The organism is Hydrogenovibrio sp. 3SP14C1 (assembly GCF_029625905.1).
GTDB lineage: Bacteria > Pseudomonadota > Gammaproteobacteria > Thiomicrospirales > Thiomicrospiraceae > Hydrogenovibrio.
Map to the genome: position 1 here is coordinate 25,842 of NZ_JARTLM010000011.1, position 17,811 is coordinate 43,652.

The window sequence follows — 17,811 nt, forward strand, 5'->3', positions numbered from 1 at the left end:
AGCATGACAATTGAAAAAAGAGACGTCTTTATTTCAGGCGGTGGTCCAGTCGGGTTGATTTTGGCCATTGGATTAGCGCGAGCCGGAAGAACGGTTGTGTTGGCTGAAAAAAATGCCTTTGACCAAGGAGAGAAAGGGTCGTTTGATGGCCGCGTTTTAGCGTTAACTTATGGATCGGTTTGTACGTTAGATACGCTCGGTATTTGGTCTGATTTAAAACCCTGCACTACACCGATTGAGCATGTTCATGTCTCGCAAAAAGGCTATTTGGGCTTAACCCATTTGCACGCATCTGAAATGAACGTGCCTGCTTTGGGATACAGTGTGACTGCCTCTGATCTAGGCCATGTGTTGTGGCAAAATGCCGCTGGGCTGGAGGGGGTGACGTTATTTTCTCAGTCAGGTCTGGTAGATTTTCAGTTGCAAGAGGATAAACAGCGGGTGCAATTAGAGACACTAAGTGGCCAGCAAACTTTTGAGGTGGATTTAGTGATCGGTGCCGATGGCACGCAGTCGACGGTCAGACAATTGTTAGACCTCCCGATTGAGATTAAAGATTATCAAGCGTTTGGGGTGATTGCCAAAATTGAAACGGAACAACATCCAAACGGTTGGGCGTTTGAGCGCTTTACAGAACAAGGCCCAGTTGCCTTGTTGCCGATGCAGGAACATGAAAGTAAAGCTGTTTGGGTTGTGCCAGCCGAAGAGGTCGAGCACGTTAAAGCGCTTGACGATAAAGATTTTATACAGGCGTTTTCTCAAAGAATGGGAGAGCGATTAGGTGCTTTTATTTCTGTGAGTGAGCGCGTGTTTTATCCACTGACCGAAACCTATGTCCCGACCTTTATTAAGCCGCGTGCTGTACTGATGGGAAATGCATCCCATACTCAGCATCCTGTTGCCGCTCAAGGATTAAATTTGGGTATCAGTGATATTCAGGCTTTTTTAGATGAGGCAACAAATGTCACTGATTTAGGTGAGTGGTCTCTATTATCGGATTATGCCGATGAACGTAAAACGCAGCATGAAAAAATTATGGGACTGACGGACGGGTTGATTCAGGTGTTTCAGACAGAAGCACCTGCCGTCGGTCACCTGAGAGGATTGGGATTGATGGCAATGGACGTGATTCCATCCCTTAGAAAACGCTTTACCAAAATGACGATGGGCATGAAATGAACAAAAGCGCACACTCAAAATCCACACTAGAGTCTAAAATTTGGGATGTTGTGGTTGTCGGGGGTGGTATGGTTGGTGCCACAATCGCTTTAGGGCTAGCAAAAAAAGGCTTTGAAGTATTAATGTTGGAGCGCGAAGCCCCTGATTTAAATTGGGATGCTACCGCGCCTATGCAAACACGTGTCAGTGCGTTAACGCGTGCTTCTGAAAATATTTTAAAAAACTTAGGTGCTTGGAAAGGTGTGCAGAAACGTCGTTACCACGCATTTACTGATATGCATGTTTGGGAATCGGTGTCTGATGCGCAAGTACATTTTTCTTCAAAAGAAATTCATGAGCCTAATTTAGGGTATGTGGTTGAAAATAAAGTGATTCAAGCCGCCTTGTGGGACGAAATTATCGACCATGAAAAGATAGCGGTTTTGGTTGGGCATGCTTTAACCGGATTAACATTGCAGGCTGATCAAGCTCGTTTGGAGCTGGATAGTTCGATTGAATTAAAAACAAAGTTGGTCGTGGGGGCGGATGGTGCTTTTTCGAAAACACGCGATATGGCTGGCATTGAGGTTAAGGAGCATGATTACGGACAATGCGCGGTAGTTGGTTGTGTTAAAACCAGTTTACCGAATCAAGATACTTGTTGGCAGCGTTATCAATCTGATGGGCCGTTTGCTTATTTAGCCATGCAAGACAACTGGAGCTCAATTGCCTGGTATTTGCCAACAGAGAAAATGCAATGGGCGTTATCTTTGTCAGATGAGGTGTTTGCTGAAACGATTACACATGCGTCTGGTGAGAAGCTGGGGCAGGTGATTGAGGTGGCGAAGCGGACGGCCTTTCCGTTGGTTAGGCGCCATGCAGCACAGTATGTGAAACCGCATTTTGCGTTGGTGGGTGATGCTGCTCATACTGTGCATCCACAAGCGGGTCAGGGGGTTAACCTTGGTCTACTGGATGCCGCTGCTTTAATTGAAACGCTGTCTCAATCCCGTGAAGCCTCTGATAAAGACTGGAGTCGTTTGAGTGTGTTACGTCGTTATGAGCGATGGCGCAGGGGAGATAATGTCATAGTGCAACGTTCAATGGAAGGATTTGACTGGCTTTTCAAACAAAATATGCCGCTTAAAAATGAAATTCGCAAACGCATTTTACCATTCGCAGACCAGGCCAAACCTATTAAGAACTGGTTAATGGGCCAAGCTTTAAAAGGTCGGGAAGTATTGCCGGAGTTAGCGCAGTTATGAGTTTTAATTTAAGAAGGTCGAATATTAAAGCCTTGCTGGGTGTAGAAGGAGTTTCACCAAACGAGAATGCTCGTGCGGTTAAAGTGGGGGCTTATCTCTCGTATGCTGTTTTTTTAGCGCTCCTGGTCGTCGTTATTCAATTGGTGTTGGATTATTCCGATACACTTCAAGACAGTTTTTGGATTTCTGTTTTAGTTTGGGGGGTGTTCACAACCGAGCTAGTGGTTAATTTATGGCTGGTAGATGATCGTAAGCGTTATATTCAACATAATTGGCTGAATGTGTTGATTATTATTCTCGTTTTTCCTTGGTTTGATTATGGCAATGACTGGGCAGCCATTTTACGAGGCTTGAGGCTGGTTCTGTTTTTAAGAGTGGTGCTTGATGTTTTTGCGGACGTGGTCAATTTACTGAAGCAAAACAGTTTCGGCTTGGTTCTGTCAGGCGCTTTCTTCTTTATTATTCTGGCCGGTGCAATTTTTTCGGTAATTGAAGAGGTAGATTTCACGGATGGCGTCTGGTATGCCTTAGTCACCATTACCACGGTCGGGTATGGAGATATTGTTCCTCTAACTGGAGAAGGGCGATTATTCGGGGCAGCCTTGATTATCATTGGGGTTATTTTATTCTCGTTGGTCATGGCAAATATTTCAGCTTTTTTAATTGGTTCAGAGCAAAAGGAAAGAGAAAAGGATATTCTGAATCACATTAAAAAGATGCAAGATCATTTGGATGTTCAAGCTGAATTAAATGAAAAACGGTTGTCAGAAGTTTTGTCGGAAATGTCTACTAAGGTGGATGGTTTAGAAAAAAGAATGCAATCATTTCATGCTGAAAGGTTTGATAATAGTCTGGGGTATTTGGATAAAAGGGTTCGTTTGGAAAAAGAAGAAATTCTGCAAAAGATGCGGCAGGAGAATGAAGCGCTTTTATCAGAATTAAGACGTACCATCTCAAAAGTAAGTGATAATAAAAAAACCTAATAAATTCATAAAGAAAAGTGCTTAAGCATTTGTCGATATAAGCTTTACTGAGGGGGAGCCATAAAATTAACTTTGACATTTTTTAAAGATAGAACTATAGTCTAGTCACGATAGTTTTTTAGACGAAAAGGCATTTTCATAATGGCTGATAGACGGCTTCAAGTATTTTACACAGTAGCAAAAGTATTAAGTTTTACTAAAGCAGCTGAAACGCTTCATATGACGCAACCTGCGGTGACTTTTCAGGTTAAGCAGTTGGAAGAGTTTTTTAACACCAGATTGTTTGACCGAACGCATAATAAGATCACTCTGACAGATGCGGGTAAGATTGTTTACGATTATGCGGAAAAAATACTGGATCATTATGACAAGATGAATAGTGAGGTCAGGGAGCTTACCGGCGAGGTGACCGGAAGTTTGTTGATTGGTGCCAGTACGACAATTGCCGAATATATGTTGCCAAGTTTATTAGGGGCTTTCAAAAAACAATTTGAAGACGTTAATATTCGTCTTCAGGTTGGAAATACCGATGCGATTGTCGCCATGGTCGAAAATAATATGATTGATCTTGGGGTTGTAGAAGCGCCTGTTTATAACAAAAACTTAGAAGTGGAAGTATGTCGTTTAGACGAGATGGTACTAATTGTGCCACATGGCCACCCACTTTCAAATCGTGATAAGATTTCTATTGAAGATATGCGTAAGTATCGTTATATCTCTCGTGAAGAGGGTTCTGGTTCTCGTTCGGTAATTGATAATTACATTCGTGAACAAGGCTTGAGTTATTCTGATTTAAATGTTGTGATGGAGTTAGGAAGTCCTGAAGCTGTCAAGATGGCTGTTGAATCAGATGTTGGTCTGGCCATTGTATCAAGAACGACGATATCAAAAGAGTTGCAACTTGGTACGCTGAAGGCATTGCCCTTAGATCCTCCTTTGGATCGACCTTTCTCTCATGTACGCCAAAAACACAAATTCCGTCATCGTGCAGTTGGTGAGTTGTTGGATTTTGCTGTTGAATACTGTAAAGAAAAAGCGGTTGAGCAAGGATTTAAATTGCCAAGCGAAGAGGATATGCAAAAGTATACTTCTAAATAAGCGACGAAAAAGTCTCTTAATAAAAAGCCCTAAAAATAGCCAGGTCTGGTTATTTTTGGGGCTTTTTTGTTTGTGTTGTTGGTTAAGTAAGCGTGCTTAATCTCAGTGAGGTAAGCGCGCTTTTTAATTTTCATATGGTTAGCGTTATAAACACTCAGATGCAAATTCTGCCAGGCGAGAGCGTTCTCCTTGTCTGAGAGTGATATGAGCACTATGAGGCCAGTTCTTAAATCGGTCCACGATGTAAGTCAACCCAGTCGTGGTTTCGGTTAAGTAGGGTGAATCAATTTGGCCGATGTTACCGAGGCAAACAATTTTAGTGCCTTCACCTGAGCGGGTGATTAATGTTTTCATTTGTTTCGGGGTCAGGTTTTGCGATTCATCGATAATGATAAATTTGTTTTGGAAGGTTCGGCCACGCATAAAGTTTAGCGACTTGATTTTGATGCGTTTGTTGAGTAGCTCTTGAGTCGATTCTTTTTCCCAGTCTGTAATGTGCCCATCTGAATGGGTTAAAACTTCCAGGTTGTCCATTAGTGCCCCCATCCAAGGTGTCATTTTTTCTTCTTCTGTTCCTGGTAAGAAACCAATATCATCACCGATTGGGATGGTGGCGCGAGTCATAATGATTTCATTGTAAATCCCCTCATCAAGTGTTTGTTCTAATGCTGCAGCCAGGGCTAGCAAAGTTTTACCCGTTCCCGCCGTTCCAAGTAGTGAGACAAAGTCAATATTGGGATCCATTAAGAAATTCAAAGCGAGGTTTTGCTCTTGGTTGCGGGCAGTGATGCCCCAGACACTGCGTTTTGATTGCTCAAAATTATGCATGTATTCTAATGTGGCAATGTTTTTTTCAACGCTGCGAACGATGGCGCTAAAACCAGACTCGTTTGTGCTGAGAAGGCATTGGTTTGGGTACCAATGATGCGTTTCGTCTAATTCCAGTTCATAGAAGGTTTTGTTGTCTTCTTGCCAAGACTTCATTTTGCTGAAGTTTTCTTCAAAAAAATGTTCCGGTAAGACTTCCCAGCCGCTAAACAAAAGGTCGGCATCTTCTAGTACGCGATCATTGTAGTAATCTTCAGAGTGGAGGCCAACAGTAGACGATTTGATGCGCATGTTGATGTCTTTTGTGACCAGGGTGACGTTGCGACTAGGGTATTGTAATTTAAGCGCTAATCCAGTCTGTAAAATATGATTGTCCGCTTTGTGGCTCGGCAGGGTCTCCGGGAGTTGAGCAATCATCGGTTCAGTTTCAAAGAACAGTTTTCCTAGATGTAAATTTCCGCGTTCCTTGTTTGGGTGGATGCGCTCTAGGTCCAATCCTGTTTTGATTTGTTCAAAGCTTGCATTGCTAATGATCTGATCGATCAGTCGGTTGGTTTCACGTACATTACGAGAAACTTCTGACATCCCTTTCTTGCCGGCATCGAGCTCTTCGAGAACGGTCATGGAAATGAATATATCATGCTCTTCAAAGTTGAAAAGCGCCATAGGGTCGTGCATTAAAACGTTGGTATCAAGAATAAACAATCTATTTGGGCTGTCAGTCATTTAATGGCATCCTATCGTAATGTGGCTTGCGCCAGATTTAGGTTAGTTCTTTACATTTTTTACGGCTTCCAAAACTTCTGTTGCGTGCTCAGGAACTTTGACTTTTCGCCATTCCTGAATGAGTTCTCCTTCTGGGTTGATTAAGAAAGTGCTGCGTTCGATTCCCATGTATTCCTTGCCATAATTCTTTTTGAGTTTGATGATATCAAATATTTTGCAAAGAGTTTCGTCAGGATCTGAGATGAGTTCAAAGGGAAAGTCGAACTTGCTTTTGAAGTTTTCATGTTTTTTGATGGAATCTCTTGATACGCCGTAAATGGTAGTGTTTTCAGCTTTAAAGTCCGAATATGCTTGTGTGAAGTCTTGTCCTTCGGTTGTGCATCCAGGGGTATCGTCCTTAGGATAGAAGTAGATAATAGTGTAGTGTCCCGTTAAATCATTTTCTGTGACGGTTTGTCCGTTGGTCGCATCAAGTGAGAAGGTGGGAATTTTTTGTCCGATTTGAAGAGGTGTTGTTGTCATTTTGGCTCCTTTTTTAACCAGTATGCAAGGTTTAATTTAATTGTTCAATGAAAAATTTATGAAAAAATATTTATCCTGTCGAAAGCAGGAATAAGGAAAATAATCGCTTGAAGAAAAGGGGGTTAAAAGGTAATATTACTCTTTTATTTTACATTCATTTTGTTGGAGAAAATCATCGTGTTTAGAGGGAGTATGGTGGCCTTGGTCACACCCATGATGGGGGACGAATCTGTGGATTTTGATGCGCTTGAAAGATTAATCGAGTTTCATATCAAATCCAAGACTAAAGCCATCGTTGCGATGGGAACAACAGGTGAATCAGCCACGTTAGACTTTAACGAGCATCGTGACGTGGTTCGTTTTGTGGTAGAAAAAGCTGCGGGTCGTATTCCGGTCATTGCAGGGACTGGCGCGAATTCAACCACAGAAGCAATTGAATTGACGCAGTTTGCGAAAGAAGTCGGTGCAGATGCTTGTTTGTTGGTGACGCCTTATTACAACAAGCCAACGCAAGAAGGGTTGTATCTTCATTACAAGAAAATTGCGCAAACAGTTGATATCCCACAGATTCTTTATAATGTTCCAGGTCGAACGGCGTGTGATTTATTGCCGGAAACCATCGGGCGTTTATCGACGATTAATAATATCATTGGTGTGAAGGAAGCAACCGGTGATGTCAGTCGTGTCAGTCAAATAAAAGAAATCGTTGATGAGGATTTTGATCTGTATACCGGTGATGATGCTACAGCTGTCGACTTTATTTTAGAAGGTGGGCATGGTGGCATTTCCGTTACGGCTAATGTAATGCCGGCATTAGTGTCTGAAGTGTATGACGAAGCAATTGCCGGTAATGCAGAAAAGGCAAGAATGCTCGATGCGTCGTTAACGGAGTTGCATAAAAACTTATTTGTTGAAGCCAATCCGATTCCTGTTAAATGGGCTATGGCAGAAATGGGCTTGATGGGTGGGGCGATTCGTTTACCGTTAACGCCTTTGTCTGAAAAATACCATGCATTGGTGCGCCAAGCTTTACAAACTGCAGGAGCACTATAATTTATGTTTCTTCTAACTAAGAAACCCTTTTTGAATTCCCGCGGTTCGATTGTTGTTATGGCCACAATCAGTCTCTCGTTACTAATAACAGGGTGTTCTTCGACCCCTTCAAGTGAAAAGAATGCGGACAGTGTTCTGGATTATGATGCCGACACCTCTTATCGAGATACTGAGAAAAGCTTGTCAAAAGACTTAGCTGTTCCGCCAAATCTGTTTAAACCTTCCAATAAGCAAGATGAGTTCGATGTTGCTATTTCAAATGTTGGAACCTTAGAAGAAAAGTATCGTTATATTCCAACGTATCGAGCGGATCATCTGGCAGTTAAATCAAATTTATCTGAACGCTGGTTGGAAATCAAAGGCATGTCGAGCGAAAAAGTCTGGGAAGGCGTACAGTCCTTTTTAGTTTCCTTGGGAATGCCGATCCAAGAAGCGCGTAAAGATACCGGGTTTATCCGTACGGAATTTGTACCTCGTAAAGAGCTTGTTCCATTAGATGATCAAGGGCCTTTGACAAAATTATTGAACAGCTGGCGTCCGGAGTTGGCGGATGGCATTTATGATCGACTGATTGCTCAAGTTGAATACGATGCTGACAAAGATGTTACGCGCTTGTATTTTCATCACTACATGGTGTCTGACCCGAGTGTTGCTGACTCAGAAGAGAGTGCTGTCGTAGTGGATTCAGGTTGGAAGGTGAAGCCTTATAATCCGTTGATTGAGGCAGAGGCGCTTTATCAGTCGATGATTTTCTTTGGCGCATCTCAAGGTGAGTCTTTAAAAGCGATACAAATCACCGAGAATGAAATTAACGCCGATCAAGAAGATTTAAATAACGGCTTGAAAGTGAACGCTTCTCCTGCGGAAACCTGGTCTTATTTGAAAGCCATGTTGTATCGTTCTGGATGGTTTTATGAGCATGTTAAACCCGCCACAAAAGAAGTTTGGGTCATTGTTCCGGATTCAGCGCGAAAAGAAAATAGCTTTGGTTCAAAATTGGCATTTTGGCGCAGTGACGATGATGCTGAAAAATATATTCCGAAGCGCGTTAAATTTACGATTGAAGCGCTTAATGAACAAACGCCTGACCGTTCGAGTGGCAGTTTGTTAAGAGTGGAAACCGCTGAGTCATCAGAGCCTTTAACATCAGAAAAGTGTCGTTACATTTTTGAATCCTTAGGATTGCTGACGCAGTAAAACACATTCACTTCAAATCATTTACTATTTACCCTTGGTTTTATGCCGAGGGTTTTTTGTATAAGGAAAGACTATGCAAATTATCTGGGGAAATTCGGCTCATTCCGAGTATCGTTTAAACCAACTTTTAAATAAGCTCTCAAAAATAGGGCGTATTTCTAGTTTACAGTCGCAATTTATTTATGCGGTTGAACTAAATGAAGAGGCTCAATCGTTGAGCTCTTCAGATTTGATGAAGCTAGGAATGTTGCTAAACGATACCGAAAATGATTTGGCTTCGGAGTTAAATGAGACGGCTTGTATTGTGACACCGCGTTTAGGAACCATTTCTCCTTGGGCTTCTAAAGCGACCGATATTACCCATACTTGCGGGATTGAAACCATTCACCGAGTTGAGCGAGGTGTTGTCTATTTTCTAGAAGGTGTCGCAGCAGAAGATCGCGCCGCAATGGAAGCACTATTGTTCGATCGTATGGTTGAGCAGGTATTTCATTCATTGGATGATTTAAAAAGGTTATTTTCTCACCAGTCGCCAAAACCTTATCAAACGGTTGATGTATTGAATGGTGGGGCTGAAGCACTAAGTAAAGCCAATTCTGAGATGGGGTTGGCCTTATCTGAAGACGAAATCGATTATTTGGTGTCAGCTTTTAAAAAGCTGGAACGTAATCCTGTCGATGCAGAGCTGATGATGTTTGCACAAGCTAACTCAGAGCATTGTCGCCATAAAATCTTTAATGCTGATTGGACGATTGATGGCGTCGATAAACCAATCTCTTTGTTTGGTATGATTCGAAATACTTATCAGAAGAATCCCCAGGGGGTTTTGTCTGCGTATAGTGATAATGCAGCAGTGGTTGAAGGTTCAAAAGCAACGCGTTTCTTTCCGAACCCTGAAACCCGTCAGTACCAATATAGTGAAGAAAATGTTCACTTCCAAATTAAAGTCGAAACACACAACCACCCAACGGCGATTTCCCCTTGGTCGGGTGCAGCAACCGGTTCTGGTGGTGAAATTCGTGATGAAGGTGCGACAGGGCGTGGTTCTAAGCCAAAAGCGGGTTTAACAGGCTTTACTGTTTCTAACTTAAATATTCCTGGTTTCAAGCAGCCTTGGGAGGCGGTGTACGGGAAACCGTCTCGAATTGTCAGTCCGCTTGAAATTATGATTGAAGGTCCTTTGGGTGCGGCAGGCTTTAACAACGAGTTTGGTCGTCCTGCAATTAATGGCTATTTCCGTACTTATGAAAATGCGTTGATTACCCATGACGGTGAAGAGGTTCGAGGATATCACAAACCAATCATGCTGGCCGGTGGTTTGGGTAGTATTCGTGAGCAGCATATTCAAAAGAATGAAATCCCTGTTGGTGCTAAGCTGGTTGTGCTAGGCGGGCCCGCCATGTTGATTGGTTTGGGAGGAGGTGCCGCGTCATCTGTAGACAGTGGTGCCGGTTCAGAAACATTAGATTTTGCTTCCGTTCAGCGCGAAAACCCTGAAATGGAACGTCGTGCTCAAGAAGTGATCGATCGTTGTACTTATTTAGGGGATCATTCTCCAATCGCTTCAATTCATGATGTCGGAGCAGGCGGTTTATCGAACGCTTTCCCTGAGTTGGTAAATGATGCTGGGCGCGGTGGAAAATTCCAGTTGCGTGATGTTCCAAATGACGAGCCTGGAATGTCGCCAATGGAAATCTGGTGTAATGAATCACAAGAACGTTATGTCATTGCGATTTATCCTGACCAAATCGAACAGTTTGAAGCCATTTGTCAGCGCGAAAGATGTTTATATGCGATTGTTGGTGAAGCGACGCAAGAGCAAGAATTGGTCGTGAATGATACTGTGTTTGATAACAACCCGGTTGATATGCCATTGAATGTGTTGCTAGGCAAGCCGCCTAAGATGCATCGTACGGTTGAGTCTCGTTTGATTCCGCAGCCAGGGTTCGAACCTGCGGTATTGGATTTTAATGATGTGACTGAACGTTTATTAAAGTTGCCAACCATTGCGAGCAAAAACTTTTTAATTACCATTGGGGATCGCAGTATCACCGGGATGGTCACGCGTGATCAAATGGTTGGACCTTGGCAAGTGCCTGTGGCGAATGCTGGGGTAACTTGTTCTGACTATAAAGGGTATACCGGTGAAGCGATGGCAACCGGTGAACGCCCACCTGTGGCATTGATTAACCCGAAAGCCTCTGCCCGTTTATCAATTGCGGAAGCCATTACCAATATCGCCTGTGCCAAAATTGAAAAAATGAGTGATATTAAAATTTCTGCGAATTGGATGGCTGCAGCCGGTCACCCGGGTGAAGATTCGGCTTTGTATGATGCCGTTGAAACAGTCGGTATGGAACTTTGTCCAGCGTTAGGCATTGCTGTTCCGGTTGGGAAAGATTCCATGTCGATGAAGACCGTCTGGCAAGAGGGTGATCAATCTAAGTCGGTTACCTCTCCGGTTTCTTTGAATATTACTACTTTTGCACCGGTTCAAGATGTGCGCAAAACCGTCACGCCACAATTAAGAACTGATTTAGGTGAGACCGAACTGTTAGCCATTGATTTAAGTCGAGGGCAGAACCGGTTGGGTGGAAGCTGTTTGGCTCAAGTTTATAATCAAGTGGGAGATGTATCAGCAGATTTGGATTCAGCTGAAGATCTATTAAACCTATTTAATCTGGTTCAAGCGTTAATGGCCGATGATTTGATATTGGCTTATCATGACCGTGCCGATGGTGGTTTCTTAGTCACCTTATTGGAAATGGCATTTGCTGGACATTGTGGGTTAACATTAAATACGACCGCTTTAGGTGACGAAGCAGTTTCTGCACTGTGTTCAGAAGAAGTCGGTGTTGTCGTTCAGGTTAAAGCAGATGATAAGGAAGTGGTTGAAGCGCTTCTTGAATCATATCAGTTGGCTGATGCGGCTCACTGGATTGGTTCACCGTGTGATTCTGGTCAAATCGAAGTGACCGCTCATGGTAAGTGTCTTATAAAAGGCACGCGCAAAACCTACCAGGCCTGGTGGTCTGAAACCAGTTATCGTATGCAAGCTCTAAGAGATAATGAAGTTTGTGCTAAGCAAGAGTTTGATGCCATTGAGCAAGATGATAATACTCATATTAACCCTGTCGTGACTTTTGATCAGAATGAAGACATTACCGCTGGCTTTTCACGTCAAGATCGTCCGAAAGTGGCTGTTTTACGTGAGCAAGGTGTTAATGGCCAGCAAGAAATGGCAGCTGCTTTTGACCGTGCTGGCTTTGAAGCGGTTGATGTGCATATGTCTGACGTTCTTTCTGGTGAAGTCTCATTTGAAGATTATCGAGGGCTAGTGGCTTGCGGTGGGTTCTCTTATGGAGATGTGCTGGGCGCTGGACGTGGCTGGGCAAATTCCATTCTGTTTAATGAAACCGCTCGTCAAACTTTTGAAAGCTTTTTTAATCGCGAAGATACCTTCTCATTAGGGGTGTGTAATGGCTGTCAGATGCTGTCAAACCTAAAAGAGATTATCCCTGGTGCAGAAAGCTGGCCAAAATTTGTTCGAAACCAGTCTGAGCAATTTGAAGCTCGTTTTTCTCTGGTTGAGATTCAAGAATCTCCTTCTATTCTTTTAAAAGGAATGGCAGGCACGCGCATCCCTGTTGCCGTTGCACATGGTGAAGGGCGTATGGATTTTGGTCAGCGTTCTGCGCAGGATGTTGATGGCCTAGTTGGGGTTCGTTATGTCGATTCGACTGGCAACCCAACCGAAGCGTATCCGTTTAATCCAAATGGTTCAGAAGAAGGCATGACTGGATTAACGACTACGGATGGTCGTGTAACCATTATGATGCCGCACCCGGAGCGTGTATTTAGAACCGTTCAGAACTCATGGCATCCAGATAATTGGTTAGAAGACGCGCCTTGGATGCGTCTATTCCGTAATGCCCGTAAATGGGTTGGTTAATTTCTAACTTATTGATAAAACAATAAAAGGTTTATTGGTTCTAAAAACAGAGTTAACGTTACTATAAGTGATTTTTATAACGTATAAATAAAATTATTTTTGTGATAACTTTAGTTTATTTGACTTTTAATAGGCCTTTCTTTAATGTTATACAACTTTATTTTTCGACCTTGTTTCAAGTGGAAGGCTTGAAACGGCTTTTTTAAATCTCAAACGGAGTAGGGCACTATGTCTTTAAATCGTCGTGAATTTCTTCATGTAATGTCTATGGCTGCAGCAGCCGGTATGCTACCTGGTACAGCCAGCGCTATGTCTACAAGCCCAGATTATAAAGGTGCACCAGCATCAATGGATATGTATAACTTACCAATGAAAGGGAAAGTTCGTTTATTACATATCACAGACACACACGCCCAGTTAAAGCCTATCTACTTCCGTGAGCCTAATGTTAACTTAGGAACTGGACCTGCATTTGGTAAATTACCACATGTTGTCGGGCATAAGTTTTTAAAAGAATTAAACATCAAAGAAAACACGCCTTTAGCGCATGCTTTCACTTACCTAAACTTCCAAGATGCTTCAGAGCAATACGGTAAAGTTGGTGGGTTTGCTCACCTTAAAACATTACTAGACAAGTTGCGTGAATCGGCTGGTGGTCGTGAAAACACATTGTTAATGGATGGTGGTGATCTATGGCACGGTTCAGGGACAGCTCTTTGGACACGTGGTGCAGACATGGTTGAAGCGTCAAACCTAATTGGTGTTGATGTGATGACGGGTCACTGGGAGTTCACTTATAAAGAAAACGAAGTCTTAACAAACCTAAATAACTTCAAAGGTGAATTCTTAGCACAGAACATTCGTGTTAAGGAAGACTCGTTATTCGGCGATTCTTACCGTGATATGGTTGATCGCCATAACGGTACTGGGTTATATGATGAAGATGAAGGGCGTGCATTTAAGCCTTACACTATCAAAATCATCAATGGTGAGCGTGTCGCGATTGTTGGTCAGGCTTTCCCTCGTACTGCGAATGCTAATCCGCAATCTAACTTCCCAGACTGGTCATTCGGTCTTCGTGAAGCTGCCTTACAAGAAACTGTAAACGAAATTCGTGAAACGAAAAAAGTTGCAGCTGTTGTAATGATCTCTCATAACGGTATGGATGTTGACTTGAAGATGGCTTCACGTGTCAATGGTATTGATGCAATCTTCGGTGGTCATACACATGATGGTGTTCCAAAAACAACGCCAGTTAAAACGCCGGAAGGTGGTGTTTGTCACGTAACAAACGCAGGTTCTAACGGTAAGTTCGTTGGTTGTATGGATTTAGATATCCAAAACGGTAAGCTACGTGGTGTAAATTACAGCTTGCTTCCTGTTTTCTCTAACGTTTTACCGGCAGACGAAACAGTTCAAACATTCATCGATCACCTATATACAAAAGTGTATGACAAGTCTATCGTTGAGTCTCGTGATCCTTCACGTGCATATAACAAAGACCGCCTAGGTAAAACATATGGCGAAATCTTAAACGAAGAACTAGCGGTTGCAGAAGATACTTTGTATCGTCGTGGTAACTTCATGGGAACTTGGGATCAGATTATCGTAAACTCCTTACGTGAAGAGCACGATGCGCAAATCGCGATGTCAGCTGGTGTACGCTGGGGGACTTCTGTTCTAGCAGGTGAAACAATCACTATGGAACGTGTCATGGATGAAACATCAATGACGTATGGTGAAACGTATAAGTCTGAAGTGACTGGTGCTCAAATGAAAGATATCCTAGAAGGTATCTGTGAAAACCTATTCCAAAAAGATCCATACCTACAATCAGGTGGTGATATGGTTCGTTTAGGTGGGATGGACTACACTTGTGAGCCAAACGCTACATTAGGGAACCGTATCTCTGATATGCGTTTCGATGATGGTACGCCACTTGAAGCAAACAAAACTTATAGTGTTGCTGGTTGGGCGCAGGTTGAGTCTGTTGGTGATGGTCGACTAATGTGGGATGTTGCTGCAGATTACCTACGTAACCACAAAAACGACATGAAGCTTAAGAAAGTAAACCATCCTAAGCTGAAAGGTGTTAAAAACAACCCAGGTATCGAAGATTACCCAGGTGAAATGGCTTAATCTTTAAGATTAATCATTAATAAAAAGCCCGCCTTGTGCGGGCTTTTTTATTGCCTAATTATTTTTATTGGGCATAAAAAAACCACCAGGCCTGGTGGTTTTTGATTAAAGCGATTGAGTGTTACTGAGAGATTTCTTCTGTCTTCTTTTCTATATCTTTAGTTGGTGCTTTGCTTAAATAGGTTTTTAAAGCACTTGATTTACTGCGAATATGAAAAGTCAGTTTTGCAACATCGTCAAAGTGTTTTGCAAAGTGAAGTGTCATGCCTTCTTTTAAGTAATCTGGCAATTCATCATAATCTTTACGATTCTCATCCGGCAAAATCAGCTCCTTAATCCCTACACGTCTTGCCGCAATCACTTTTTCACGAATTCCACCCACAGGTAATACCTGTCCGGTTAGACTGAGTTCTCCGGTCATGGCTAAAGGCTTTTTAATCGCTTCATTACGCGCCAGTGACAGTAATGCTGTTGCCATCGTGACACCCGCACTGGGACCATCTTTTGGGGTAGCGCCATCGGGTACATGCAGATGAACAAAAGCTTTATCAAAAAACTCGGGGTCTGCTTTATATTTATCCAAAGTTGAAGCGATATAGCTGTAAGCGATGCTGGCAGACTCTTGCATGACATCACCTAGTTGGCCAGATAACTTGAACCCTCTGTTCAAGGTGTGAACTCGGCTGGCTTCAATTGTGAGCGTCGCACCCCCCATAGAAGTCCAGGCCAAGCCAGTGACCGTTCCCATTTGCTGATTGGTTTTTTCAGGGGTAAACCTTGGTTGCCCCAGCATGTCTTCCAAGTCATTGACGTGCAATGTGGTTTGTTCCAAGTCTCCGTTGACGAACTTAATCGCCAGTTTACGAATCAGTTTGGCCAATTGTTTTTTCAGGTTTCGAACGCCTGCCTCACGAGCATAGCCTTCGATTACGTGGCGAATCGTCGCAGGAGTGATTTGAATTTGCTTTTTATTTAATCCAGCATCTTCTAATAAAGACGGCCATAAATGATGTTTGGCAATCTGAATTTTCTCTTCAGTGATGTAACCAGATAGGCGAATCACTTCCATTCGATCCAGTAAGGGGCCCGGAATGCTGTCTAACGTATTCGCCGTACAGACGAACAGCGTTTTAGATAAATCAAAACGCAGATCCATATAATGATCCATAAACTCTGAATTTTGTTCAGGGTCAAGTACTTCCAATAACGCAGAAGCAGGATCCCCCTGGTAGGAAGAGCCAATCTTATCGATTTCATCCAACATGATCACCGGGTTGGCTGTTTCACAATCTTTTAATGCTTGTACAAATTTACCCGGCATGGCACCAATGTAAGTACGACGATGTCCTTTGATTTCTGCTTCGTCACGCATTCCGCCAACCGAAAAACGATAAAATTTACGACCCAGCGTATCGGCAATTGATCGGCCGATGGACGTTTTCCCGACACCAGGAGGGCCGACCAAGCAGATAATGGAACCCGAAATTTCACCTTTTAAAGCACCCACGGCTAAAAACTCCAGGATGCGATCTTTAACATCCCCTAGACCATCATGGCCTTTATTGAGAATTTTTCGAGCACGACCGAGATCTAGTTTGTCGTCGCTATATTTTCCCCAAGGTAATTGTGTTAACCAGTCCAGCCAGTTACGAGCCACACCATATTCAGGAGACTGAGGGTCAAGCATATTGATTTTTCCCAGCTCTTCTTCTGCTTTTTTGGTTGCTTCTTCTGACAACTCTAGTTTGTCTAGACGTTCCTGGAATAAATCAGCATCTGCTGTACGGTCATCTTTGACCATGCCCAATTCTTTTTGAATTTCTTTAAGCTGTTGGTGTAGGAAGAACTCTCTTTGTTGTTGACTCAGATTTTCTTCCACGCGTTCACGAATATTAAATTGAAGTTTGGTGACCTCAATTTCATGTTTGAATAAAGAGAGTACCTTTTCCAAGCGTTCACTTAAATCCAACGTATCTAATAAATTCTGTAATTTTTCATTACTGGCTGCCGTTAAACTGGCAGCAAAATCAGCTAAGTGCTGAGAGTCAGATGCGCTATATCGGTTTAAGAAATACTTCAGTTCTTCGCTATAAAGTGGGTTAAGCGGAAGCAGTTCTTTAAAGGCATTCATGATGGCCAGGCCATAAGCCTTGAACTCTTTTGGGCTTCCATTGCGTATGTCGTTTGGATAATTGACTCTCGCACGAAAAGGCGCTGAGCTACTGAGCCAGTCGGTGATTTGAAAACGACATACCCCTTCAGCAATCAACTGAATATAATCTTCTTTAATTTTGGGCTCGTGGATACGAATTAAAGTACCAGTTTTAGAAAAGTCTTTTGGCTTGGCTTTGTGGTGGTCTTCTACCTCTACGTAAATAATCCCGATATAATGGATTTTTTCATCAATTACTTTCTGGATTGTTTTTGACCACGACTCTTTGTCCAAGATAATTGGCAATGTCTGACCCGGAAAAAAAGGACGTTCTTTAACCGGTAACAGATATAACGAATCCGGTTTAGAGCTATTTGCCGTCACCAGTTGAGTCATGGTTGAATCCGTGTCAGTGTGATCGTTGGCAATATGCTCGCCATCAAGCGCTTCATTTTGTTGATCTGATTCAGCCATTTCAAACTCAGAGGTATTGTCTACAAACTCATTAAATTCGATTTCTTCTTCATTCATTAAATCGTCCATTTCAGTTTCAAGTTCTTGAATTTCTACGGTTTCTAAATCATTTGAGTCATTGCGGTGTGTCATGTATAGAGTCTTTTTTAATTCAATGTGTTTTTAATGGGGGAGAAAGCTGTAAATTCAAGGGAAAAATGTGATAATTTTTGAAAAAATCCCCGTAAATTTTAGCGTAGCAAAAAACGGCTTTGGTTCTTTGTT

11 protein-coding genes are annotated in these 17,811 nt (G+C 42.6%); 8 read left to right on the top strand and 3 right to left on the bottom strand.

What is annotated here, in order from left to right; translation table 11 throughout:
- Positions 1 to 3: 3 nt before the first annotated feature.
- The 4 genes from P8629_RS10005 (at position 4) to P8629_RS10020 (ending at position 4,504) form a co-directional block, all read left to right on the top strand.
- Entirely contained in the window at positions 4 to 1,179 is a 1,176-nt protein-coding gene (locus P8629_RS10005; RefSeq protein ID WP_278165994.1) for an FAD-dependent monooxygenase, read from the top strand.
- Complete coding sequence (locus tag P8629_RS10010; RefSeq protein ID WP_278165995.1) at positions 1,176 to 2,423, top strand: UbiH/UbiF/VisC/COQ6 family ubiquinone biosynthesis hydroxylase; 1,248 nt, start codon at positions 1,176 to 1,178, stop codon at positions 2,421 to 2,423. Before P8629_RS10005 ends, P8629_RS10010 begins: the two co-directional genes overlap by 4 nt.
- Positions 2,420 to 3,406, top strand: coding sequence for an ion channel (locus P8629_RS10015; protein ID WP_278165996.1), 987 nt, complete (start codon positions 2,420 to 2,422; stop codon positions 3,404 to 3,406). Before P8629_RS10010 ends, P8629_RS10015 begins: the two co-directional genes overlap by 4 nt.
- A 141-nt stretch (positions 3,407 to 3,547) precedes the next feature.
- Complete coding sequence (locus P8629_RS10020; protein ID WP_278165997.1) at positions 3,548 to 4,504, top strand: LysR family transcriptional regulator; 957 nt, start codon at positions 3,548 to 3,550, stop codon at positions 4,502 to 4,504.
- A gap of 144 nt (positions 4,505 to 4,648) precedes the next feature.
- Here the strand turns inward: P8629_RS10020 and P8629_RS10025 are convergent, their stop codons facing one another.
- The gene (locus P8629_RS10025; protein ID WP_278165998.1) at positions 4,649 to 6,058 is read right to left on the bottom strand and encodes a PhoH family protein; all 1,410 of its coding nucleotides are present in this window, start codon (positions 6,056 to 6,058) and stop codon (positions 4,649 to 4,651) included.
- 42 nt (positions 6,059 to 6,100) lie between these two features.
- Positions 6,101 to 6,580 carry a peroxiredoxin gene (locus P8629_RS10030; protein WP_278165999.1) on the bottom strand — a complete coding sequence of 160 codons (480 nt, stop codon included), beginning with the start codon at positions 6,578 to 6,580 and terminating at the stop codon, positions 6,101 to 6,103.
- A 192-nt stretch (positions 6,581 to 6,772) separates the two neighbouring features.
- On the opposite strand from P8629_RS10030, the gene dapA reads away from it, so the two are divergent.
- From dapA to soxB, 4 genes are all read left to right on the top strand, one after another.
- Entirely contained in the window at positions 6,773 to 7,633 is an 861-nt protein-coding gene (gene dapA / locus P8629_RS10035) for a 4-hydroxy-tetrahydrodipicolinate synthase (RefSeq protein ID WP_278166000.1), read from the top strand.
- 3 nt (positions 7,634 to 7,636) lie between these two features.
- Positions 7,637 to 8,830 carry a hypothetical protein gene (locus tag P8629_RS10040; RefSeq protein WP_278166001.1) on the top strand — a complete coding sequence of 398 codons (1,194 nt, stop codon included), beginning with the start codon at positions 7,637 to 7,639 and terminating at the stop codon, positions 8,828 to 8,830.
- Positions 8,831 to 8,903: 73 nt separating this feature from the next.
- Positions 8,904 to 12,782 carry a phosphoribosylformylglycinamidine synthase gene (gene purL / locus P8629_RS10045; protein WP_278166002.1) on the top strand — a complete coding sequence of 1,293 codons (3,879 nt, stop codon included), beginning with the start codon at positions 8,904 to 8,906 and terminating at the stop codon, positions 12,780 to 12,782.
- Positions 12,783 to 13,010: 228 nt separating this feature from the next.
- Entirely contained in the window at positions 13,011 to 14,921 is a 1,911-nt protein-coding gene (soxB, locus tag P8629_RS10050) for a thiosulfohydrolase SoxB (RefSeq protein ID WP_278166003.1), read from the top strand.
- 121 nt (positions 14,922 to 15,042) lie between these two features.
- On the opposite strand, the gene lon is transcribed toward soxB, so the two are convergent.
- Complete coding sequence (gene lon, locus P8629_RS10055) at positions 15,043 to 17,679, bottom strand: endopeptidase La (protein WP_278166004.1); 2,637 nt, start codon at positions 17,677 to 17,679, stop codon at positions 15,043 to 15,045.
- Positions 17,680 to 17,811 lie beyond the last annotated feature (132 nt).

What these genes read in the sequence shown, in the direction of transcription:
- P8629_RS10030 (WP_278165999.1), bottom strand. Translation starts at nt 6,580, where the DNA reads ATGACAACAACACCTCTTCAAATCGGACAAAAAATTCCCACCTTCTCA.
- purL (WP_278166002.1), top strand. Translation starts at nt 8,904, where the DNA reads ATGCAAATTATCTGGGGAAATTCGGCTCATTCCGAGTATCGTTTAAAC.
- P8629_RS10015 (WP_278165996.1), top strand. Translation starts at nt 2,420, where the DNA reads ATGAGTTTTAATTTAAGAAGGTCGAATATTAAAGCCTTGCTGGGTGTA.
- P8629_RS10040 (WP_278166001.1), top strand. Translation starts at nt 7,637, where the DNA reads ATGTTTCTTCTAACTAAGAAACCCTTTTTGAATTCCCGCGGTTCGATT.
- P8629_RS10020 (WP_278165997.1), top strand. Translation starts at nt 3,548, where the DNA reads ATGGCTGATAGACGGCTTCAAGTATTTTACACAGTAGCAAAAGTATTA.
- P8629_RS10010 (WP_278165995.1), top strand. Translation starts at nt 1,176, where the DNA reads ATGAACAAAAGCGCACACTCAAAATCCACACTAGAGTCTAAAATTTGG.
- lon (WP_278166004.1), bottom strand. Translation starts at nt 17,679, where the DNA reads ATGACACACCGCAATGACTCAAATGATTTAGAAACCGTAGAAATTCAA.
- P8629_RS10005 (WP_278165994.1), top strand. Translation starts at nt 4, where the DNA reads ATGACAATTGAAAAAAGAGACGTCTTTATTTCAGGCGGTGGTCCAGTC.
- dapA (WP_278166000.1), top strand. Translation starts at nt 6,773, where the DNA reads ATGGTGGCCTTGGTCACACCCATGATGGGGGACGAATCTGTGGATTTT.
- P8629_RS10025 (WP_278165998.1), bottom strand. Translation starts at nt 6,058, where the DNA reads ATGACTGACAGCCCAAATAGATTGTTTATTCTTGATACCAACGTTTTA.
- soxB (WP_278166003.1), top strand. Translation starts at nt 13,011, where the DNA reads ATGTCTTTAAATCGTCGTGAATTTCTTCATGTAATGTCTATGGCTGCA.